Below are 20,955 nucleotides of genomic sequence, written 5' to 3'. Positions count from 1 at the left end.
GGTATTAGCCGATTTGATAGGCAAGTGCTTTCTGTGACTCCCGGCGGCTGAGTCGGTGATGTGGCAAACTCCCTTCGGACCAATGGGTCTGATGGGGGTACTTGTGAGCAAACTTGACGTAGCCCGGCTGAAGGAGCCGGCCGCTTGGATCATGCTCGTCACCGGGTTGATCAGGGTGTTGCTGGCGATCGGCCACCTTCTGGTCGGGTCGTCGGCCCTGTCGTCGTTCACGGAACGCGCGGCCACCAACCTGTCGAGCCTGACCAACCCGGTGGTGACGGCGCTGCTGCTCGGGTCCGTGCTCCTGGTGACCAAGGTGGGCGAGCCGTCGCCCAAGGCCAAGCCCATCGCGTACGGCGCGGCAGCCGGTCTCGGCCTCGCCGCCCTGTTCGGCCTCGTGGCGTTCTTCGCCGGGCTGGCCGCGGGGCTCGGCGGGCGCGGCGTGATCGAATTCGTGCTGACCGGGCTGACCTCCCTCGCCCTGACCGCCATCGCCCTGGTCTACCTCCTTCCGCAGGTGCTGCCCGAGCGGCCGGCGGCGCAGGTGTACCACGGCCAGTTCGGGCCGCAGCCCGGCTTCTTCGACCAGCAGCCGCCGTACGGGCAGCCCGGCCAGCCTCAGGCGGGGCCCGGCCAGCCCGGTTTCCAGCAGCCCGGCTACAACCAGCAGGCCCCCGGCGGGCCCGGTTACGGCCAGCAGGAGCCCGCGTACGGCCAGCAGCCGCCCTCCGCGCCCGGCTACGCCCAGCAGCCGATGAGCGGCCAGCAACCGGCCCCCGGCCAGCCCGCTCAGCCCGGCCAGCCCGCCCAGAGCCAGCAGCCCGCCCAGCCCGCCCAGCAGCCCGTTCCCGGCCCGCACCCCGGCTATGGCCAGGAGCCCCCGTCAAGCCCCGGCTACGGCCAGCAGGACCCCGCGTACGGTCAGCAGCCGCCCTCCGCCCCCGGCTATGGCCAGCAGCCCCCTTCCACGCCCGGCTACGCCCAGCAGCCCCCTTCCACGCCCGGCTACGCCCAGCAGCCGATGAGCGGCCAGCAGCCCGTCCAGAGCCAGGAGCAGCCCCCCGCTCCCGCCTACGGCCGGCAGCCGCCCTCCACGCCGGGCTACAGCCCGCAGCCGCCGAGCTTCGGCGGCCAGCCGGAGCCACCTGCGGCCCCGCAGATCAGGGGCGCCCTGCCGGCCGCGCCGTCGGACCAGCAGCAGCCCGAGCCGTTCGCCCCTCAGAGCTTCGAGCAGCCGGAACCGCAGCCGTTCGCCGCCCAGAGCTCCTACGCCCCCGCGGACACGGCGCCCGCGGTCCCGCCGGCCGGTGAGTACACCCCCGCCCCTTACGTCCCGGCCGACAGCCAGCCGAACGTCTACGGCCAGGCCGGCCAGAACCCGTACGCCCCCCAGGGGGACCAGAGCCCGTACGCTCCGCAGCCCGAGCAGAGCCCGTACGCGCCTCAGGCGAACGACCAGGCGTACCCCACGGGCGACACCGCGCCCAACGTCTCGTACCAGGGACAGAGCGCCTTCGACCAGCAGCAGGGCGGGCAGCCGTTCACCGGCTACTCGGGCCACGAGTTCGCCCAGCCCGCCTACCAGGAGCCCGACCCGCCCGTGGACCCGCGCTCCCAGCAGCTCATGGACGCCTACCAGCAGGCGGACACGTACCAGTCGAACGCCGGCGCCCCGCAGCCCCGCCCGTACGACGACCCGTTCGGCCACCCCCAGGGCGCCGGGTACGAGCCGCAGCAGGGCCAGTACCAGCCCACCCACCAGGCCCCTGCGGCCCAGCAGGGGCAGTGGGAGAGCGCGCCTGCGGACTCCACGATGCGGCTGGACCAGTTCCAGCAGGGCGCGTTCGGCGATCAGCGCGGGCCGGGGGACGACCCCATCGACCCGACCGCCATATACACCCCCAATGAGCCACGCAGGTAACGGACCGGCAATGAACGACTAGAGAGAAGGTGGGCCACGGGCGGGCGTCTTTCCCGCCCTGGTACGGTTCCGACCGCTGAGAGTGTTGCACGAGCCAGGACGACGCCACGCGCACGGTGTCAGTCCGGCTTCGAACATGACATGCCGAGCACACCGGGGCGAGATCTGGTCTTTCCCCGGATACCTGCATGCCGCTTGACGCCGCGTACAGCACACGCGTGTAATTACAACCATGTTGTTACGCCTTCCCGTGGGTGGGTAATAAGGAAGGCGTCCATGGGGGGCTCCATTGCGGGCGGGCGGCAGGGAGGTGTGCAGTGACCGATCCGGTCATCGCACAGGAACAGCTTGACGCTGAAGAACTCGGCTGGCAGGAACGCGCCTTGTGCGCGCAGACGGATCCGGAGGCGTTCTTCCCGGAGAAGGGCGGCTCCACCCGAGAGGCCAAGAAGGTCTGCCGATCGTGCGAGGTCCGTGCCGAGTGCCTGGAATACGCACTCGAGCACGATGAGCGCTTCGGCATCTGGGGTGGGCTGTCCGAGCGGGAGCGCAGACGGATCAAGCGCCAAGCCGTATAGGACGACAAGGGGGGAAGGGGTCACGCGGAACGCCGTGTGACCCTTTTCGCATCTCTTGATCGGCTTGTCACTGTATGGTGGGCGCGCCTGATCATCCCCCCAGGAGCCCCAGCGATGTCACGTCCCTACGTCACCGCGATCGTCGTCGCTCATGACGGCGCGCGCTGGCTGGGGGAGACCCTGCGTGCGCTGATCAACCAGAGCCGCAGGCCGGACCGCGTGGCCGGCGTCGACAACGGCAGCAGAGACGGCTCCGCCGACCTGCTGGCCCAGGCGCTCGGCCCCGGCAACGTGCTCTCCCTGCCCCGTTCGACCGGGTTCGGCGAGGCGGTCGCCGAGGTGGTGGCGAAGCTGCCGCCCGCCGGGCGCGAGGAGTGGATCTGGCTGCTCCACGACGACTGCGCCCCCGACAGGCGCGCGCTGGAACAGCTGCTCACCGCCGCCGCCCAGGACCCCAAGGCCGCCGTGCTCGGCCCCAAGCTGCGTGACTGGCTCGACCGGCGGCGGCTGCTGGAGATCGGCGTGACCGTGGGCCGCACCGGGCGCAGGGACACCGGGCTCGAACCGCTGGAGTTCGACCAGGGGCAGCACGACGGGACGCGGGAGGTGCTGTCGGTCTCCACGGCCGGCATGCTGATCAGGCGGGACGTGTGGGAGCGTACCGGTGGGCTCGACCCGTTCCTGCAGATCTTCCGCGACGACCTCGACCTGTGCTGGCGGGTCCGCAACGCCGGGCACAAGGTGCTCAACGTCACCTCCGCCGTCGCCTGGCACGCCGAGGCGGCGGCCCGCAGGCGGCGGCGCATCACGGTCAGCGGCGACCACCCGCGCCGGCTCGACCGGCGCAACGCGATCTTCGTGGTGATGGCCAACCTGCCGTTCCGCGCCATGCTCTGGGCCCTGCTGCGCAACCTGCTCGGCTCGGCCTTCCGCACGCTGCTGTTCATCGTCAGCAAACAACCCGCGAACGCCCTGGACGAGCTGGTCGCGCTCGGCTCGGTGCTGGCGCATCCGTTCCGGCTGATGCGCGCGCGGCGAACCCGCCGAAACGGGCGTAAGAAGGGGTACGGGCGCATCAAACGGCTGATGACGCCCCGAGGTGCCACCTGGCGCCGGCTCACTGACATGGTGCAGAGCTTCCTCGCCGGCCAGGCGCCCGTGGACTCGGCCGGGCGGCACCACGTCGCCGCCGCCGACCCCGATCAGGAGGTCGTGCCGCCGCCCGACACCGGGGCCTTCCAGCGCTTCATCGGCCGGCCAGGCGTCATCCTCATGGTCGCGCTCACGCTCGTGACGCTGGTCGCCGGGCGCTCGCTGCTCGGCGGCGAACGGCTCGGCGGCGGCGCGCTGGTCCCGGTGATCGGCGGGGCCCGCGACCTCTGGGAGTTCTACACCGAGGGGTTCCACGACATCGGGCTCGGCTCGACCGCCCCTGCTCCTCCCTACGTGGCCGTGCTCGCCGCCCTGTCAACGCTGGCGTTCGGCAAGACGTGGGTCGCCGTGTCCGTGCTGTTGCTGGGGTCGGTGCCGCTGGCCGGGGCGACGGCGTACCTGGCCACCCGGCACGTCATCCCCGGGGTGCCGGCGCGGGCGTGGGCGGCGGGCACGTACGCGCTGCTGCCCGTCGCCACCGGCGCCATCGCGGCTGGACGGCTGGGGACGGCGGTGGTGTTCGTGCTCGTCCCCGTGTACGCGTGGCTGCTCGGCATCACCCTGCTCGCCGCCGACCGGCGCAGGGCGCGGCGGGCCGCGTGGGCGCTCGGGTTGTGGCTGGCGATCGGGACGGCGTTCGTGCCGCTGGTGTATCCGCTGTTCGCGGTGCTGGGCGTGCTCGGCGCCGTGGCCTTCGGCGGCACGTCACCGGCCGGCCGCCAGGTGGGCGGGCGGCTTCGCGGTGGGCGCGCGGCCGGGCGCGGGGGTGCTGGGCGTGGCTCCGGGCGCGGCGGTCCCGGACGGAATGGCTCTGGACGGAACGGCTCTGGACGGAAGGGCTCTGGGCGTGGGCGTTTCGGGCGGGGCCCGGGTGCGCGGGGTGGGATCGCGGTGTCGATGGTCATCGCGCTCGCCGTGCCGCCCGCGCTGCTGCTGCCCTGGCTGGCGAGCCTGGTGACCGACCCCGGCAGGCTGCTGCTGGAGGCCGGGCTGCACGACCCCGCGCTGGTGGACCAGGCGCTCGCCCCCGAGTCGCTGCTGGCGCTCAGCCCCGGAGGCCCCGGGCTGCCGCCGTACTGGGTGACGGCCGGGCTCGTCCTGACCGCGCTGGCCGCGCTGCTCATGCGCCGCCAGCGGATGATCGTCGCCATCGGCTGGGCCGTCGCCCTGTACGGCGTGCTGGCCGCCATCCTGGTCAGCCGCATCACCGTGGAAGGGGCGCGGGTCTGGCCGGGGGTGCCGCTGGCGTTCGCGGGGACCGGGCTCGTGGTGCTCGTGGGCCTGACCGCGCACCGGCTGCCCGAGCTGCGCGCCTCGGGCGGGCTGCGGCGGCTCGGCGCGGGCGCGGTGGCGGCCGTGGCGTTCAGCACGCCGCTGCTGGCCGCCGGGTTCTGGATCGCCACCGGCGTACGCGGGCCGCTCGTCGGCGACGCCCCCGACGTCATGCCGGCCCTGGCCGCCGCCCGTACCGTGAACGGCGAGCGCACCCTCGTGCTCAAGGGCTCGTCGTTCACCCTGCTGCACGGACGCGGCCCGCTGCTCGGCGAGTCCGAGTTACCCGCCGGCTCCCAGGAGCGCGCCCGCGTGGGCAACGCCGTGCGCGGCCTGGTCGGCGGCCGGGGCGGCGATGCGGCCACGCTCGCCCAGCAGGGCATCGGGATGGTCGCCGTCGCGCCGCCCGTACCGGCCGCGCTGGCCGCGACGCTCGACTCGCAGCCGTCGCTCGAACGCATGAGCCTGTCCCAGACGGGCGGCGGGTTGTGGCGGCTGGCCGAGCCGGTGACCCGCGTGCCCGCCCAGCCGGTCGGCGTCCTGCACACCATGTGGCTGTACGTCCAGGGCGCGATGGTGCTGGCCGTGGCCCTCCTCGCGGCTCCCGGCCGGCGCCAGGAGGAAGGCGCTGAGGCGGGCGCCGTGGCACTGACGGGGGCGTGATGAAGGCGTTCGTGGAGAACAGGTTCGGCCTGCCGGCCCTCGTCGTGGTCGCTCTGGCCGCCATGTACGGCATCGCGTACGTCACCAGGCCCGCGCCCCTCCCGCCCCCGCCGACCGGCCCCACCAAGGTGGCCGTCGAGTCCGTCACCACCGTCTGCCCCGGCGCCAAGGACCGCCGCGTGGACGTCTACCTGCCCGGCTCCCTCACCACCGAGACCATGGAGAGCGGCGGCCCGTACGTCACCAAGGGTCCAGGCGGCCTGGAGGCCGGCTACCTCACCCGCGCCACCTCAGGCGCCGCCCGCGGCCTGGCCGGGGTCCGCTGCACCGAGCCCGCGCCCGCCACCTGGCTGCTCGGACCCGGCCCGGCCGACGCCGACGTACGCCTGCACCTCACCAACGCCGACAAGGCGCCCGCCCTGGCCGACGTGCAGGTCTACGCCGTAGAAGGGCTCGTCTCCGGCGCCGCCGGGATCGGCCTGGAGATCAAACCGGGCGAGCACCGCGAGATCGACCTCAAGACCCTCGCGCCGTCGGCCGACGTGATGGCGGTGAGCGTCACCACCACGTTCGGGCGGGTGGCCGTGGCCGCCAGGACGGTCCTGGAGAGCGGGGGCGTGGACTGGCTGCCCGCGGCCGGTACGCCCGCCACCCGCGTCGTCGTCCCCGGCATCCCGAAGGGCGGCGGCCTGCGCCGGCTCCTCGTCGCCGCCCCCGGCGAGACGGACGCCGCCGTGCAGATCAGGGCGGTCAGCGAGGACGCCGAGTACGCGATGAAGGGCCGCGAGACCCTCGACGTCCCGGCGGGCACCGTCGCGGCCCTCGATGTCACGACCGGCATCGCCGGCTCCGCCGCCGCCCTCGTCCTCACCTCACCGACCCCCATAGTCGCCGGCGTGACGATCATCGGGACGGGCGAGAAGCCGGACGTCGCGTACACGGCCGGCACCCCCTCACTCGCGCTGGGCAGTGCCGTGGCCCGCAACACCACGGGCGCCCGTCTCCTCCTGACCGCCGTGGGCGCCGCCGGAAAGGTGCGGGTGCAGGTGGTGGGGGCCAAGGGCAAGGCGGAGTCGCCGTACGAGCTGGAAATCCCGGCCGACCGCACCCGAGACGTCCGCGTGAAGGCGAAGGGCGACTTCGCCGTGGTGCTCACCCCCATCGCCGGCGAGGTCTACGGCACCCGCCTCCAGGAGGAACGCCACAAATCCGGCACCCTCCTCACCGCCCAGCCCCTCGCCCCAGCTCGCACCTGGACCATGCTCCCCGCCCTCACGGACACCCCTCGCGTGGTCCTGCCGTAACGGCGGCACGCGTATCGCACAAGTGTGCTGACGCTCAACATGAACTGTCGCCGGGGTCGAAGAGCAGCCCGGGAGGGAAGCCTTCCGGCGGGGGTTTGCGCCACCGGCGGCGCGGGCTGGGCTGGAAGTGCAACCGCTGGTCGCCGCGCCTGGCTCGCCTCCGCAAGTGACGGAACAGGCATCCAGCATCGCACACGGTGACGACCCACGCCCGCGATACGCGGAGCCGATCGAGCGGGCGAGGAGGGCACTCCCAGCGCCGACCGGGCAACGCCTGTAGGTGGTCGCCGCGACGGAATCCGGGTCAGCGGCGGTCGTCGTAGCCGGGGTCCACGGTTTCCGGGGCCAGGCCGAGCAGGGTGGCGACCTGTTCGACGACCGTGTCGTGGACCATGGCGCCCAAAGTGTCGCGGTCTCTCGCCCTCGCCTCCAACGGGCGGCGGTAGACCACGACCGAGGCGGGGGAGTGGCCGGTGGCGGCGTCGGCGCGGCCGAAGGGGATGGGGTCGGAGTCGAGCCCGGGCCCGTCGCCCAGCTCGCTCAGCGGCGGCACCTCCTCCACCGCGAACTCCACCGCCGACAGCTGCCGCTCCCACCGGGGACGCAGCCGGTCGACGGCGTCGAGCACGAGGTCGTCGAAGCGTTCGCTGCGCGACTTTGCCAGGGGGACGTGGGAGGGGGCGAGCGGGCCGCGGAGGCCGCGACCGTGGCGATCGCGCCGTCTGGGACCGCGCTTCTGAGTCACGTGTGCCAGTGTACGGGCCCGTTCAGCCGATGCCCGGGAGCGGTCGCGGGGTGTCCGAAAGGTGGGGGTGCCAACCGGGACGAACGTGATCTTCAGTGAAGATCGGAAGGGCAGGATTGGGCTGGTGGCGGGGTGGGGAAAGGCGGGAATGGAAGCGCGGGCGAAGGGCCGGAGGTCTCGGGGCATGTGGGTGGAAACGCTGCGACAGGTGTCCGAATTGTGGCGACACGCTCGTTAAGAGCGCTCAGGTAGTGGCGCCTCGCACTCTTACCAGATACGGTCCCTCCGTGAGCCCCGTCCGCCGCTGTTCCCGCACCGCCTGCAGCCAGCCTGCCGTCTTCACGCTCACGTACGTGTACGCCGACTCGACCGCTGTCCTCGGCCCCCTGGCGACGTACGCGGAGCCACACTGTTATGACCTGTGCGCCGAACACGCCGAGCGACTGACCGCCCCCCGCGGCTGGGAGGTGGTGCGGCTGCCCACCGACGGCGCCTCGCCCAGCTCCGACGATCTCGAAGCGCTGGCCAACGCGGTCAGGGAGGCCGCGCGACCGACGCCGTCGGGCGGTGGCGAGCCGGTCGGTCAGGGCGTCGAGGTCGGCCGGCGCGGGCACCTGCGCGTTCTGAGATCGGCCCAGCAGCACCGCGACCGGTAGGCTCCTTCTGTAAGGCGGAAACGACCTAGGGGCGGAGCTGGAGAGTGGGCGACCTCGCCAAGATCTTCAAAGCGTATGACGTTCGCGGGGTGGTGCCCGACGAGCTTGACGAGCAGACCGCCGAGGCCGTGGGGGCGGCGTTCGTCGAGGTGACCGGGGCCGGCTCGATCGTGGTCGCGCACGACATGCGCGAGTCGTCGCCGGTGCTGGCCGAGGCGTTCATCCGCGGCGCGCGTTCGCGCAGGGCCGACGTCGTGCACGCGGGCCTGGGCTCCACCGACCTGCTCTACTACGCCAGCGGCAGCCTGGGGCTGCCCGGCGTGATGTTCACCGCCAGCCACAACCCGGCCCGCTACAACGGCATGAAGATGTGCCGCGCGGGCGCGGTGCCGATCGGCGGCGACACCGGCCTGACGGAGATCCGCGACAGGGCGTCCGAGCTGCTCGCGACGGCCGCGCAGGACACGAAGGCCGGCTCGGTGATCGAGAAGGACCTGCTGTCCGGCTACGCCCACCACCTGCGCACGCTCGTCGACCTGAGCGGCATCCGCCCGCTGAAGGTGGTCGTCGACGCGGGCAACGGCATGGGCGGTCACACGGTGCCCGCGGTGTTCGACGGCCTGCCGATCGAGCTGGTGCCCCTCTACTTCGAGCTCGACGGCAGCTTCCCCAACCACGAGGCCAACCCGCTGGAGCCCCAGAACCTGCTCGACCTGCAGCGGGCGGTCGTCGAGAGCGGCGCCGACATCGGGCTCGCCTTCGACGGCGACGCCGACCGCTGCTGGGTGATCGACGAGCGCGGCGTGTCAGTCTCGCCGTCGGCGATCACGGCGCTGGTGGCCGTACGCGAGCTGGCCAAGGACCCCGGCGCGACGATCATCCACAACCTGATCACGTCGCTGGGCGTGCCGGAGATCGTCCGCGAGCACGGCGGCGTGCCGGTGCGCACCCGGGTAGGCCACTCCTTCATCAAGGCCGAGATGGCCCGCACCGGCGCGGTGTTCGGCGGCGAGCACTCCGCCCACTACTACTTCAGAGACTTCTGGTTCGCCGACTCCGGCATGCTGGCGGCGATGCACGTGCTGGCCGCGCTCGGCGAGCAGGACAGGCCGCTGTCGGAGGTGGCCGCCGCCTACTCCCGCTACCACGCCTCGGGCGAGGTCAACAGCGCGGTGTCCGACCAGGACGAGGCGCTGCGGCGGGTGCGTGCGGCGTTCGCCGACCGGGGCGAGTTCGACGAGGTCGACGGGCTGACCGTGACGGGGTCGGACTGGTGGTTCAATCTGCGTCCCTCCAACACCGAGCCGCTGCTCAGGCTGAACGCCGAGGCGGCCGACGAGAGCAAGATGACGGCGATCAGGGACGAGGTCCTCGCCATCGTGGGAAAGGTGTCAGAGTGAAGATCGACGACTGGCTGCTGGAGATCCTGGCCTGCCCGGCGTGCAAGGCTCCGCTGCGTGCCGAGCACGAGGCGGAGGAGCTGGCCTGCACGGGCTGCGGCCTGATCTACCCGGTCAGGGACGACATCCCGGTCCTGCTCGTCGACGAGGCCAGGAAGCCGTGACCTGGGAGCCGGAGCGGCTCGACGACCAGGGACACCTCACCGAGGCCGACCCCGGCGGCATGCTTCCGGCGGTGGCCGCCTCCGCGGCCCACATCCGCACCGGCCACCGCGTCGCGATCGAGGCGGGCGTCGAAAGGCTGGCAGGCCACGGACGTCCGCGGGCCATCGTGGTCGCGGGCATGGGCGCCGCCGGCCTGGCCGGCGACATCCTGGCGGCCGTCGTCGGCAACGGCGCGCCGCTGCCGATCGTGACCGCGCGCTCCTATCAGCTCCCCGGCTGGGTGGGGGCCACCGACCTGGTCATCGCCGTCTCCGGCTCAGGCGACACCGAAGAGACGCTGGCCCTGGCCACCCAGGCGGTCCGCCGGGGCTGCTCGCTGCTCGGCGTGGGCCCGGCGGGCTCCCCGCTGGAGGCCGTGGCGCTGCAGGCGTCGGCCGTCTACGTGCCGGTGCCGGTCACCGGGCAGTCGCGGTCCAACCTGTGGCTGCTGAGCGTCCCGCCCATCGTGGCGGCCGCGGCGCTGGGGCTGGTGCAGGCCGACGCCGACCTGTTCGAGCGGGTGGCGCGCTCGCTTGAGGACATCGCGCACCGGTGCCGGCCCTCCAGCGAGTCGTTCATCAACCCCGGCAAGTCGCTGGCCCTCGACCTGGCCGAGACCGTGCCGATGGTGTGGGGGTCGTCGCAGGTGGCGGGGGTGGCGGCGTACCGGATGGTCTGTCAGCTCGCGGCTAGCGCGAAATATCCCGCCGTGCACGGCGAGCTGCCCGAGGCCGGCCACCATCAGGTGGCGGCGTTCGACGGGCCGCTGGCCGAGCGTGACATCTTCGCCGACACCTCGGGCCGCACGCTGAGGCTCGTCGTGCTGCGCGACGTCGAGGAGCATCCGCAGGTGACGCGGCTGCGCGAGGCGGCGCTGCGGCTGGCGGGCGAGCGCGACGTGCCGGTCACCGAACTGGCCGCCGAGGGCGTGCATCCGCTCGAACGTCTCGCCTCTCTCATCGCACTCGGCGACTACGCCAGCACCTATCTGGCGCTGGGATATGACGTCGATCCCGCGGCCGTATCCGCAATCACTGAGGTCAAAGCAAGAATTACCCCATAGGATCCTCTTTCAAGAGTTTGACGTGATCTTATGAGTGGAGAAGATCGGTGAGCGCGAGCGGCGGAACTAAAGCAATCATCGCGGCATTGTCCGCGAACTTGGCGATCGCCGTGGCCAAGTTCGTGGCCGCGGTCTTCACCGGTTCCTCGTCGATGCTGGCCGAGGGCATCCACTCGGTCGCCGACTCGGGCAACCAGGTGCTGCTGCTGGTCGGCGGCAAGCGGGCGGCCAGGGCCAGCACCCGCGAACACCCCTTCGGCTACGGCCGCGAGCGCTACTTCTACGCGTTCGTGGTGGCCGTGGTGCTGTTCACGATCGGCGCGGCGTTCTCCCTGTACGAAGGCATCCACAAGATCGGCGACCCGCACCAGGTCGAGTCGCCGATCTGGGCGTTCGCCGTGCTGATCTTCGCGATCATCGCCGAGGCGCTCTCCTTCCGTACGGCGGTCAAGGAGTCCAACCCGCTGCGCGGCAAGCAGTCCTGGATCAGCTTCATCCGGCGCTCCAAGTCGCCCGAGCTGCCCGTCATCCTGCTCGAAGACCTGGGCGCGCTGCTCGGTCTGATCTTCGCGCTGTTCGGCGTCACGATGGCGGTGGTCACGGGTGACGGCGTCTGGGACGGCATCGGCACCCTCATGATCGGCGTGCTGCTCGCCATCATCGCGGTCGTGCTGGCCATCGAGACCAAGTCGCTGCTCGTCGGTGAGGGCGCGTCCCCCGAGATGGAGACCCGGATCAGGGCCGCGCTGGAGAGCGCGCCCGAGGTGGAGCGGGTCATCCACATGCGTACGCTGCACCTCGGCCCCGAGGAGCTGCTGGTGGCCGCCAAGATCGCGGTCGAGCACAACGACACGGCGGCCGACGTGGCGCGCGGCATCGACGAGGCCGAGCGGCGCATCCGCGATGCGGTGCCGATCGCGCGGGTCATCTACCTCGAGCCCGACCTCGACCGGCTCCGCAGCACGAGCGGCTCCGCCAGCTAGCCACAGGTCAGCGCCGGGGCCTGGGGCCGAGCAGGCGCAGGGCCTTCTCCTTCTCGAAGTCGAGGGCCCGGCGCGGCGCCTGGATACGCCCGATCCGCACCCCCAGGTCCCGTACGGCCGCCGCCACCGCGGGCTCGCTCAGCACCCGCAGCGCGAACGCCAGCTCGGCCGGCGAGACGTCGAACCGTTTCTCCAGCTCCACCCCCTGCGCCACGGCGGCCAGCTCGTCGGGGCCGAACCGTCTGTGCGCCCCCTGCTCCCTGACGGGCGGGAGCAGGCCGAGCGCCTCCCGGTATCGGAGCATTCGCGGGGACATGCCGAGCCGCTTGGCCGCTTCGGTGATGCGCATTCTTACATTCTTACGTCAGATTCGGCCTTCTCGGCGTGCATCGGCGTACGAGCGCCGCCTAGACTCGTCGGCGTCAACCATCCTGTGACGCGAGGGGACACCCGATGGACTTCAAGGTCGCCGACCTTTCACTTGCCGACTTCGGCCGTAAGGAAATCCGGCTCGCCGAGCACGAGATGCCCGGTCTCATGGCGGTACGCAAGGAATACGCGGCCTCCCAGCCCCTTCGCGGCGCGAAGATCATGGGCTCGCTGCACATGACGATCCAGACGGCCGTCCTCATCGAGACCCTGGTCGCGCTCGGCGCCGAGGTGCGCTGGGTGAGCTGCAACATCTTCTCCACGCAGGACCACGCCGCCGCCGCCGTGGTGGTCGGCCCCGACGGCACCGCCGAGGACCCCAAGGGCGTTCCGGTGTTCGCGTGGAAGGGCGAGACGCTGGAGGAGTACTGGTGGTGCACCGAGCAGGCGCTCACCTGGCCTGACGGCACCGCCCCCAACATGATCCTCGACGACGGCGGCGACGCCACGCTGCTGGTGCACAAGGGCGCCGAGTACGAGAAGGCCGGCGCCGTGCCCCCGGCGACCGCCGACGACCCGGAGGAGTGGCACGTCATCATCGACCTGCTCACCCGCACGGTCGGCGCCGACAAGAAGTGGACGAAGATCGCCGAGAGCATCAAGGGCGTCACCGAGGAGACCACGACCGGCGTGCACCGTCTCTACGAGATGCACAAGAACGGCCAGCTCCTCTTCCCGGCCATCAACGTCAACGACTCGGTCACCAAGTCGAAGTTCGACAACAAGTACGGCTGCCGCCACTCCGTCATCGACGGCCTCAACCGCGCCACCGACGTGCTCATCGGCGGCAAGGTGGCCGTGGTCTGCGGCTACGGTGACGTCGGCAAGGGCTGCGCCGACGCGCTGCGCGGCCAGGGCGCCCGCGTGATCGTCACCGAGATCGACCCGATCTGCGCGCTGCAGGCGGCCATGGACGGCTTCCAGGTCACCACGCTCGACGAGGTCGTCGGCATCGCCGACATCTTCGTCACCTGCACGGGCAACTTCAACATCATCACCGCCGACCACATGGCGCGGATGAAGCACCAGGCGATCGTGTCCAACATCGGCCACTTCGACAACGAGATCGACATGGCCGGCCTGGCCAAGCTGCCCGGCATCGAGAAGCGCAACATCAAGCCGCAGGTCGACGAGTGGGTGTTCGCCGACGGCCACTCGATCATCGTGCTCGCCGAGGGCCGGCTGATGAACCTGGGCTGCGCCACCGGCCACCCCAGCTTCGTCATGTCCAACTCGTTCACCAACCAGGTGATCGCGCAGATCGAGCTGTTCACCAAGACCGAGGACTACCAGCTCGGCGTCTACACGCTGCCCAAGCACCTCGACGAGAAGGTGGCCAGGCTGCACCTCGACGCGCTCGGCGTCAAGCTCACCGAGCTGACCAAGGAGCAGGCGGCCTACATCGGCGTCCACGTCGAGGGGCCGTACAAGTCCGACCACTACCGCTACTGAGCGACCCCTTCTTCCTGAGCTCCGGGAGGTCCCCGCGCCTCCCGGAGCTCCCTGTTTCTTCGCTTCCGAGGCTGGCCATGGATCTCAGTGAAAGCGGCGAGCGGCAGATCTCCTGGGCCGCTCGTTCGATGCCGGTGCTGACCGCGATCGGCGAGCGGTTCGCGCTCGAACGGCCGCTCGACGGGCTGAAGATCGCGGCCTGCCTGCACGTCACCGCCGAGACGGCGGTGCTCATGGGAGCGCTGCAGGCCGGCGGGGCGGAGATCGCGCTGGCCGCGTCCAACCCGCTGTCCACGCAGGACGACGTGGCCGCGGCGCTGCGGTCGTACGGGATCGGGGTGCACGCCAGAGCCGGTGTCGATCGGGCGACCTACTACCGGCACATCCACGAGGCCCTCGACGTGGGGCCCGACCTGGTGCTCGACGACGGCTGTGACCTGGTCAACATCCTGCACACCGAGCGGCGCGACCTGCTCGACGGGGTGAGCGGCGGCTGCGAGGAGACCACGACCGGCATCATCCGGCTGCGCCAGATGGCGGCCGAGGACGCGCTGCGCTTCCCCGTGGTCGCGGTGAACGACACCCGGACCAAGCGCATGTTCGACAACCGGTACGGCACCGGGCAGTCCACCTTCGACGGCATCATGCGGGCCACCAACACGATGCTGGCCGGGCGCACGGTCGTGGTCGCCGGGTTCGGGTTCTGCGGGCGCGGGGTCGCCGAGCGGGCCAAGGGGCTCGGGGCTCGGGTGATCGTCACCGAGATCGACGCCGTGAAGGCGCTCGACGCCACCTTGCAGGGGTACGAGGTGCGGCCCATGGCGCAGGCGGCGCTGATCGGGGACGTGTTCGTCACCGTCACCGGCAACCGCGACGTGATCAGGGCCGAGCACCTGTCGGTCATGAAGGACGGGGCGATCCTGGCCAACGCGGGGCACTTCGACGTCGAGATCGACGTGCGGGCGCTGGACGAGCTGGCCACCGAGGTGCACCGGGGGGTGCGGCCCAACACCGACGAGTACGTCATGCCCGACGGGCGCCGCCTCCTGCTGCTGGCCGAGGGGCGTCTGGTCAACCTGACGGCGGCCGAGGGGCATCCCGCGGCCGTCATGGACATGTCGTTCTCCGCCCAGGCGCTCGCCGTGGGCTGGCTGGCGGCCGAACGGGCGGGCCTCGCGCCCGGCGTCTACGACGTGCCCGAGGAGATCGACCACGAGGTGGCCAGACTCAAGCTGGCGGCGGCCGGCATCGGCATCGACCTGCTGACAGCCGAGCAGGAGGACTACTTGCACTCCTGGCGCGTCGGTTCCTGACCGCGCCTACAGGGCGGCTTGCATTTCCCGCATGCGGCGGATCTCCGCGGCCTGGGTGACGCTGACGTCGCCGGCCAGTTCTTCGATTCTGATGTGGGTGCCGTTTGTCAGGACTTCCTCGGACATTTTGATCGCGCCGAGGTGGTGGTTGATCATGAGTTGCAGGAACTGGCGGTCGAAGTCCTTGCCCTTGGCCGCCTTCAGGGCGTCCATCTGTTCGGGTGAAGCCATCCCCGGCATGTTCTCGTGGGACGCGTGATGGTCGGGGACCTTCTGCTCCTGCTCGTGCAGCCACGTGGTCATGAAGGCGATCTCCGGCCCCTGCGCCGCTTTGATGCGGTCGGCGAGCGCCTTGAGCTTGGCCGACTCGGCGCGGTTGGGGGCGAGCAGGGCCATGTCCACGGCCTGGCGGTGGTGGACGACCATGTCCTGGACGTACTTGACGTCCGCCGCGTTGGGGGTGCCGGACGGTACGGCGGTGGCGGCCTCGCCCGGTGAGAGCGTCCTGGCCTGCTCGCCAGGCCGTCCGGGAGCGAGGACCGGAGCCGTCGAGTCAGCCCTGGGGGCCGGTGGGGTGGTGGAGCCGGCGGTGCACCCGGTGAGGGCCGCGATCAGGCCCACGATGACGACGAGCGCAGCGCGCACCCGACCTCCTGACTGATCTGGTCCAGATTGCGCACTCTAGGCGATAAGTCCCGAGATGAGAAGGGGTCGAAGCGCAATAAAATTTGACATCTTGGACGCTGGTCAGGTCAGGCCCGAAAGGGTGAGGATGGCGTAGATTTATGCCCCCTTTATTCGGAGGTTCCTCCGTGTTCTCCCTCCGCAGACCCCTCATCCTGGGTGCGGCGCTGATCGCGCTGGCAGGCGTCGTAGCGCCGGCCCAGGCTGCGGACATCCCGGCTCCTGGCGAGATCGTCATGAGCCCGAACATCAAGCACGTCACGAACGTGCCCAAGCCGGAAGCCCTGGCCGACATCCACACGGACATGGCCTTCCAGGGCGACTACGCCTATGTCGGCAACTACTCCGGCTTCTCCATCTACGACATCAGGAACCCCAAGAAGACGTCGCTGGTCAGCTCCGTGGTCTGCCCCGGCGGCCAGATGGACGTCTCGGTCTACGGAAACCTCCTGTTCGGATCGGTCGACTCCTCGCGGAACGACGACTCCTGTACCAGCACCGGGCAGAGCGCCACGATCAAGGAGTCGTGGGAGGGCATCCGCATCTTCGACATCTCCGACAAGACCAACCCGCAGTACCTCAAGTCGGTCGAGACCAACTGCGGCTCCCACACGCACACGCTGGTCCCCGACCGCAAGCGGCAGAACGTCTACCTCTACATCTCCTCCTACAGCCCGAGCGAGACGTTCCCCGACTGCAAGCCGCCGCACGACCTGATCTCGATCATCAAGGTGCCGGTGCGCAACCCGACGGCCGCCTCGGTGATCGCCACGCCCAACCTGTTCCCCGACGGCGGCTTCCCGGGTGTGCCCGGGTCGTACCCCGACAGCAAGTCGGCCACGACCGGGTGCCACGACATCACCGCCTACCCCGAGAAGGGCATCGCGGCGGGCGCGTGCATGGGTGAGGGCGTCCTGCTCGACATCCGCGACCCTGAGCGGCCCCGCGTGACCGCGACCGCCAGGGACGAGACGAACTTCGCGTTCTGGCACTCCGCCACCTTCAACAACGAGGGCACGAAGGTCATCTTCACCGACGAGCTCGGCGGCGGCGGCGCGCCCACCTGCAACGAGGCCATCGGCCCGAACAGGGGCGCCGACGCGTACTACGACATCGTCCGCGGCAAGCTCGTCTTCAGGGGCTACTTCAAGATCGCGCGTCACCAGGACGACACCGAGAACTGCGTCGCCCACAACGGCTCGCTCATCCCGGTCAAGGGCCGCGACATCATGGTCCAGGCGTGGTACCAGGGCGGCATCTCGGTGATCGACTTCACCGACTCCAGCCGGCCGAAGGAGATCGCCTTCTTCGAGCGCGGGCCCGACAACACCGCTCCCGCGCTGTCCGGCGGGTTCTGGTCGGCGTACTACTACAACGGCTACATCTACGGCTCGGACTTCAACCTGGGCCTCGACGTCCTCAAGATCAACGACCCGCGGACCAACAAGGCCAACGGCGTCAAGACGGACCGGCTGAACGCCCAGACGCAGACGTCGTACCCCGAGCGCGGGCACGGCCACGGCTACTGACCCCCTCCAGGCGGCGGGGACCCTCGGCGAGGGGCCCCGCCGCTTCCCCGTTCTCTCCGGTGACCCAGATATCCCCGTTCAAGGAGGCTCCCGAGTGTCCCTTTCGCGCCGTTCCATCGTGGTGGCGGCAGCGGCCACCGTGTTAGCGCTGGCGGGACTGCCCGCCGCCGCCGCCGCGGACATCCCGCCCGCCGACGCCGTGGTCCACAGCCCGAACGTGACCCACGTGCTGAACATCCCGAAGCCCGACCCCATCGCCGGCACCATCAACACCGACATCGCCTTCCAGGGCGACTACGCCTATGTCGGCAACTACGGTGGCTTCTCCATCTACGACATCAGGAACCCGAAGAAGGCGAAGGCGGTCAGCTCCGTCGTCTGCCCCGGCGCCCAGATGGACGTCAGCGTCTACGGCGACCTGCTGTTCACCGCCGTCGACTCCTCGCGCAACGACGACTCCTGCAACAGCACCGGGCAGAGCGCCACGGTCAAGGAGTCGTGGGAGGGCGTCCGCATCTTCGACGTCTCCGACAAGACCAACCCGAAGTACATCAAGTCGGTCGAGACGAACTGCGGCTCGCACACGCTGACCCTGGTGCCGGGCAAGGGCCGCGACAAGAACAAGAACGTCTACATCTACGTCTCGTCGTACCAGCCGGCCGCGAACTTCCCCGACTGCGCGCCGCCGCACGACAAGATCTCGATCATCAAGGTGCCGCTGCGCGACCCGGCCGCCGCCGAGGTCGCGGCCACGCCCGTCGTCTTCCCCGACGGCGGCAACGAGACGCAGCCCGGCCTGCTGCTGCCCACCAGCGGCTGCCACGACATCACGGTCTACGCCGAGAAGGACATCGCGGCCGGCGCCTGCATGGGTGACGGCGTGCTGTTCGACATCAAGGACCGGCTGAACCCGAAGGTCACCGCCAGGACCACCGACCCGAACTTCGCGTTCTGGCACTCGGCCACGTTCAGCAACGACGCCAGGAAGGTCGTCTTCACCGACGAGCTCGGCGGCGGCGGCGCGCCCACCTGCAACGAGGCCACCGGGCCGAACAGGGGCGCGGACGCCATCTACGAGATCGTCCGGGGCAAGCTCGTCTTCAAGAGCTACTTCAAGATCGCCCGCTACCAGGACGACAGCGAGAACTGCGTCGCCCACAACGGCTCGCTCATCCCCGTCAAGGGCCGCGACATCATGGTCCAGGCGTGGTACATGGGCGGCCTGTCGATCTGGGACTTCACCGACTCCACGCGGCCCAGGGAGATCGGCTACTTCGAGCGCGGGCCGCGCTCGGACGGCGGCGGTGGCGGCATCTGGTCCGCCTACTACTACAACGGTTACATCTACGGCGCCGACTTCAACGAGGGGCTGGACGTCATCAAGATCGACGACCGGCTCACCGACAGCGCCAAGCACGTTCGTTTCGACCGGTTGAACACGCAGACGCAGGAGTCGTACAAGGACGGGCACGGCCACGGACCCGGACCCGGACACGGGCACGGGCCTGGGCACGGCCACTAGGGATGCCCCGTCTCTGACGCCCGCTGATCGCGCTCACTGAGGTGGCGCGAACCCGCCCGGAGCCGCCTGCGGCGGCTCCGGCGCGGGTGGCGGCGGAGGAGGCTGCCGCTCGGCCGGCGCCATCGGACCCGGCTGTGGGAACGGCGGCGCCGGCTGCGCCCCGGGCGGCGGCGCATATGGCTGCGGCCGCACGGGGCCGGGCTGCGCGTAGGGCGGGCCGGGCTGGGCCGCGTAGGGCGGCTGCGGGGCAGCGTACGGCTGCTGGGCGAGGCCCATGCGTTGCGCGAAGCGTGCCTGCTCCCGCCGCCGGCGCTCGGCCAGGACGGCGCTCAGATAAGCGTGCGGCGGCACCCCGGCGGGGGCGGCCGGCGAGACGTAGGCCGCCGTCTGGGTGGCGATGCGCACCCCCATCTCATGCTGGACCTGCGGCGACAGGTCGTGCCATCGCGCCAGGTATTGCCGGGCGGCATGCGCCACCTCGTCCGGCAACTGCGACAGCTCAAGCGTGGCGGCCCAGGCCGCGAGCTGCGGCGGCATCATGACCTGCTGCGCCCGGTCGCGCGGCGGCCGGTCGGAGATCACGATCGTGCCCGCGAAGATGTCGCCGAGCCGCTTGCCCCGCTGCGAGATCAGCGACGAGATCAGTGCGGGCGCCCCCGACAACAGCCAGAACTCCAGCACGCCCGCCAGCCCCCTGAACAGCGCCTGGCGGAACCGCACGGGGCTGCCGTCGTCGCCGACCACCCGCAGCCCGAGTATCAGCTTGCCGATGCTGCGCCCCCTGGTGAGCGTCTCGACGGTCACCGGAAAGCCGACGAGCACCAGCACCACCAGCGTGATCATCGCGGCGCCGAACATGGCGAAGTCGGTCACCGCGGCGAACATGCCCAGCAGCGAGTAGGCGGCGAACAGCAGGAGGACCTGCACCACCAGGTCGATGATGATCGCCAGGGCGCGCGTGGGCATCTGCGCCACGCGTACTTCGACGACGACGGCATCCCCGGTTACGACCTCGGACATATGTGGAGCCTAACGGCTCAGCCGCGGTGATCGAGCGGCCAGAATGGTCGGGTGGACATCGATGCGTTCGTCACGGCACACCGCCCGGTCTGGGACCGGCTTGACCATCTGGTCAAGCACCGCTCGTCGCTGACCGGCACCGAGATCGACGAGCTGGTCGAGCTCTACCAGCGGGTGGCCACGCATCTGTCCATCGTGCGCTCGTCGTCCACCGACGCCATGCTCGTGGGGCGGCTCTCGGCGCTGGTGGCGCGGGCCAGGTCCGCGGTGACCGGCGCGCACACCCCCGCCTGGCGCGAGCTGACCCGCTTCTTCACCGTCTCGTTCCCCGTCGTGGCCTACCGGGCGCGGTGGTGGTGGCTGGCGAGCGCGCTGGCGTTCCTGCTGGTCTCGTGGGTGATCGCGGCGTGGGTGGCGGCCAACCCCGGCGTGCAGGCCACGATCGGCAGCCCCGACGAGATCGCCCAGCTGGTCAACGAGGACTTCGCCGACTACTACTCCGAGCACCCCGCCGCCTCGTTCGCGGGCCGGGTGTGGACGAACAACGCCTGGGTGTCGGCTCAGATGATCATGTACGCGCTGGTGCTGGGCCTGCCGATCCCGTACGCGCTCTACGCCAACGCCGAGAACGTCGCGGTCTCCGCCGGGCTCATGGCCTCCCGCGACAAGCTCGACATCTTCTTCGGCCTGATCCTGCCGCACGGCCTGCTGGAGCTGACCGCCGTCTTCCTGGCCGCCGCCGTCGGCATGCGGCTCGGCTGGACCGTCATCGATCCGGGCCCGCGCCGGCGGCTCGACGCGCTGGCCGAGCAGGGCAGGGCCGTGATGAGCGTGGCGCTGGGCCTGGTCGTGGTGCTGTTCGTGTCGGGGCTGATCGAGGCGTTCGTGACGCCGTCGGGGCTGCCCACGTGGGCGCGCGTCGGCATCGGCGTGCTGGCCGAGGTCGCTTTTCTCGCGTACGTGATCGGCTTCGGCCGGCGCGCCGCCCGCCGCGACGAGACGGGCGACATCGACCGCGCACCCGACGTCGCCCCCACCGCCTGACCCTTCCTGACCGCCTGACCC

18 protein-coding genes are annotated in these 20,955 nt (G+C 70.9%); 14 read left to right on the top strand and 4 right to left on the bottom strand.

What is annotated here, in order from left to right:
* Positions 1–103 precede the first annotated feature (103 nt).
* The 4 genes from ACFFR3_RS04275 to ACFFR3_RS04260 all read left to right on the top strand — a co-directional run bounded on the left by ACFFR3_RS04275 (position 104) and on the right by ACFFR3_RS04260 (position 6,890).
* Positions 104–1,921: a hypothetical protein gene (locus tag ACFFR3_RS04275; RefSeq protein WP_379482620.1), complete on the top strand. Its 1,818-nt coding sequence runs from the start codon at positions 104–106 to the stop codon at positions 1,919–1,921.
* Between the two features lie 317 nt (positions 1,922–2,238).
* Positions 2,239–2,499: a WhiB family transcriptional regulator gene (locus ACFFR3_RS04270; RefSeq protein ID WP_176903063.1), complete on the top strand. Its 261-nt coding sequence runs from the start codon at positions 2,239–2,241 to the stop codon at positions 2,497–2,499.
* A gap of 114 nt (positions 2,500–2,613) precedes the next feature.
* Positions 2,614–5,586, top strand: a complete 2,973-nt coding sequence (locus ACFFR3_RS04265; RefSeq protein ID WP_379482619.1) for a glycosyltransferase family 2 protein — start codon at positions 2,614–2,616, stop codon at positions 5,584–5,586.
* Entirely contained in the window at positions 5,586–6,890 is a 1,305-nt protein-coding gene (locus ACFFR3_RS04260) for a DUF5719 family protein (RefSeq protein ID WP_379482618.1), read from the top strand. The genes ACFFR3_RS04265 and ACFFR3_RS04260 overlap by 1 nt, the downstream gene beginning before the upstream one ends.
* A gap of 304 nt (positions 6,891–7,194) precedes the next feature.
* Here ACFFR3_RS04260 and ACFFR3_RS04255 read toward each other — a convergent pair whose 3' ends face one another.
* Positions 7,195–7,635, bottom strand: coding sequence for a metallopeptidase family protein (locus ACFFR3_RS04255; RefSeq protein WP_364365269.1), 441 nt, complete (start codon positions 7,633–7,635; stop codon positions 7,195–7,197).
* Positions 7,636–7,922: 287 nt separating this feature from the next.
* Here ACFFR3_RS04255 and ACFFR3_RS04250 point away from each other — a divergent pair, with 287 nt between their 5' ends.
* The 5 genes from ACFFR3_RS04250 to ACFFR3_RS04230 are packed head-to-tail and all read left to right on the top strand — an operon-like array spanning position 7,923 to position 11,941.
* Positions 7,923–8,291, top strand: coding sequence for a DUF3499 domain-containing protein (locus ACFFR3_RS04250; protein WP_106236645.1), 369 nt, complete (start codon positions 7,923–7,925; stop codon positions 8,289–8,291).
* 44 nt (positions 8,292–8,335) lie between these two features.
* Entirely contained in the window at positions 8,336–9,691 is a 1,356-nt protein-coding gene (locus tag ACFFR3_RS04245) for a phosphomannomutase/phosphoglucomutase (protein ID WP_364365272.1), read from the top strand.
* Positions 9,688–9,855 carry a Trm112 family protein gene (locus ACFFR3_RS04240; RefSeq protein WP_345396568.1) on the top strand — a complete coding sequence of 56 codons (168 nt, stop codon included), beginning with the start codon at positions 9,688–9,690 and terminating at the stop codon, positions 9,853–9,855. Before ACFFR3_RS04245 ends, ACFFR3_RS04240 begins: the two co-directional genes overlap by 4 nt.
* Positions 9,852–10,958, top strand: coding sequence for an SIS domain-containing protein (locus tag ACFFR3_RS04235; RefSeq protein WP_364365275.1), 1,107 nt, complete (start codon positions 9,852–9,854; stop codon positions 10,956–10,958). Before ACFFR3_RS04240 ends, ACFFR3_RS04235 begins: the two co-directional genes overlap by 4 nt.
* Positions 10,959–11,005: 47 nt before the next feature.
* Positions 11,006–11,941 carry a cation diffusion facilitator family transporter gene (locus ACFFR3_RS04230; protein WP_345396574.1) on the top strand — a complete coding sequence of 312 codons (936 nt, stop codon included), beginning with the start codon at positions 11,006–11,008 and terminating at the stop codon, positions 11,939–11,941.
* A gap of 7 nt (positions 11,942–11,948) precedes the next feature.
* On the opposite strand, the gene ACFFR3_RS04225 is transcribed toward ACFFR3_RS04230, so the two are convergent.
* Complete coding sequence (locus ACFFR3_RS04225) at positions 11,949–12,290, bottom strand: MerR family DNA-binding transcriptional regulator (RefSeq protein ID WP_364365278.1); 342 nt, start codon at positions 12,288–12,290, stop codon at positions 11,949–11,951.
* 104 nt (positions 12,291–12,394) lie between these two features.
* On the opposite strand from ACFFR3_RS04225, the gene ahcY reads away from it, so the two are divergent.
* Positions 12,395–13,822 carry an adenosylhomocysteinase gene (gene ahcY / locus ACFFR3_RS04220; RefSeq protein ID WP_364365281.1) on the top strand — a complete coding sequence of 476 codons (1,428 nt, stop codon included), beginning with the start codon at positions 12,395–12,397 and terminating at the stop codon, positions 13,820–13,822.
* 77 nt (positions 13,823–13,899) lie between these two features.
* The gene (locus ACFFR3_RS04215; RefSeq protein WP_379482617.1) at positions 13,900–15,135 is read left to right on the top strand and encodes an adenosylhomocysteinase; all 1,236 of its coding nucleotides are present in this window, start codon (positions 13,900–13,902) and stop codon (positions 15,133–15,135) included.
* A 6-nt stretch (positions 15,136–15,141) separates the two neighbouring features.
* Here ACFFR3_RS04215 and ACFFR3_RS04210 read toward each other — a convergent pair whose 3' ends face one another.
* Complete coding sequence (locus tag ACFFR3_RS04210; protein ID WP_379482616.1) at positions 15,142–15,780, bottom strand: DUF305 domain-containing protein; 639 nt, start codon at positions 15,778–15,780, stop codon at positions 15,142–15,144.
* A 140-nt stretch (positions 15,781–15,920) separates the two neighbouring features.
* Between ACFFR3_RS04210 and ACFFR3_RS04205 the strand changes: the two genes are divergently transcribed.
* Both ACFFR3_RS04205 and ACFFR3_RS04200 read left to right on the top strand, forming a co-directional pair.
* Entirely contained in the window at positions 15,921–17,348 is a 1,428-nt protein-coding gene (locus ACFFR3_RS04205; protein WP_379482615.1) for an LVIVD repeat-containing protein, read from the top strand.
* Between the two features lie 94 nt (positions 17,349–17,442).
* Positions 17,443–18,870: an LVIVD repeat-containing protein gene (locus ACFFR3_RS04200; RefSeq protein ID WP_345396583.1), complete on the top strand. Its 1,428-nt coding sequence runs from the start codon at positions 17,443–17,445 to the stop codon at positions 18,868–18,870.
* 33 nt (positions 18,871–18,903) lie between these two features.
* On the opposite strand, the gene ACFFR3_RS04195 is transcribed toward ACFFR3_RS04200, so the two are convergent.
* Entirely contained in the window at positions 18,904–19,890 is a 987-nt protein-coding gene (locus ACFFR3_RS04195) for an RDD family protein (RefSeq protein ID WP_379482614.1), read from the bottom strand.
* A 51-nt stretch (positions 19,891–19,941) separates the two neighbouring features.
* On the opposite strand from ACFFR3_RS04195, the gene ACFFR3_RS04190 reads away from it, so the two are divergent.
* On the top strand, positions 19,942–20,934 hold the full coding sequence (locus tag ACFFR3_RS04190; protein WP_379482613.1) for a stage II sporulation protein M: 993 nt from the start codon (positions 19,942–19,944) through the stop codon (positions 20,932–20,934).
* The last annotated feature ends 21 nt before the right edge of the window (positions 20,935–20,955 follow it).

It is taken from the genome of Nonomuraea salmonea, assembly GCF_042428605.1.
GTDB classification, from domain to species: Bacteria; Actinomycetota; Actinomycetes; order Streptosporangiales; family Streptosporangiaceae; genus Nonomuraea; species Nonomuraea salmonea.
This window is presented reverse-complemented; position numbering and strand designations above follow the sequence as displayed.

Bases quoted from the DNA above. Each gene is read 5' to 3' on its own strand.
- ACFFR3_RS04215 (WP_379482617.1), top strand. From the start codon at position 13,900: ATGGATCTCAGTGAAAGCGGCGAGCGGCAGATCTCCTGGGCCGCTCGT.
- ACFFR3_RS04195 (WP_379482614.1), bottom strand. From the start codon at position 19,890: ATGTCCGAGGTCGTAACCGGGGATGCCGTCGTCGTCGAAGTACGCGTG.
- ACFFR3_RS04265 (WP_379482619.1), top strand. From the start codon at position 2,614: ATGTCACGTCCCTACGTCACCGCGATCGTCGTCGCTCATGACGGCGCG.
- ACFFR3_RS04205 (WP_379482615.1), top strand. From the start codon at position 15,921: ATGCCCCCTTTATTCGGAGGTTCCTCCGTGTTCTCCCTCCGCAGACCC.
- ACFFR3_RS04225 (WP_364365278.1), bottom strand. From the start codon at position 12,290: ATGCGCATCACCGAAGCGGCCAAGCGGCTCGGCATGTCCCCGCGAATG.
- ahcY (WP_364365281.1), top strand. From the start codon at position 12,395: ATGGACTTCAAGGTCGCCGACCTTTCACTTGCCGACTTCGGCCGTAAG.
- ACFFR3_RS04260 (WP_379482618.1), top strand. From the start codon at position 5,586: ATGAAGGCGTTCGTGGAGAACAGGTTCGGCCTGCCGGCCCTCGTCGTG.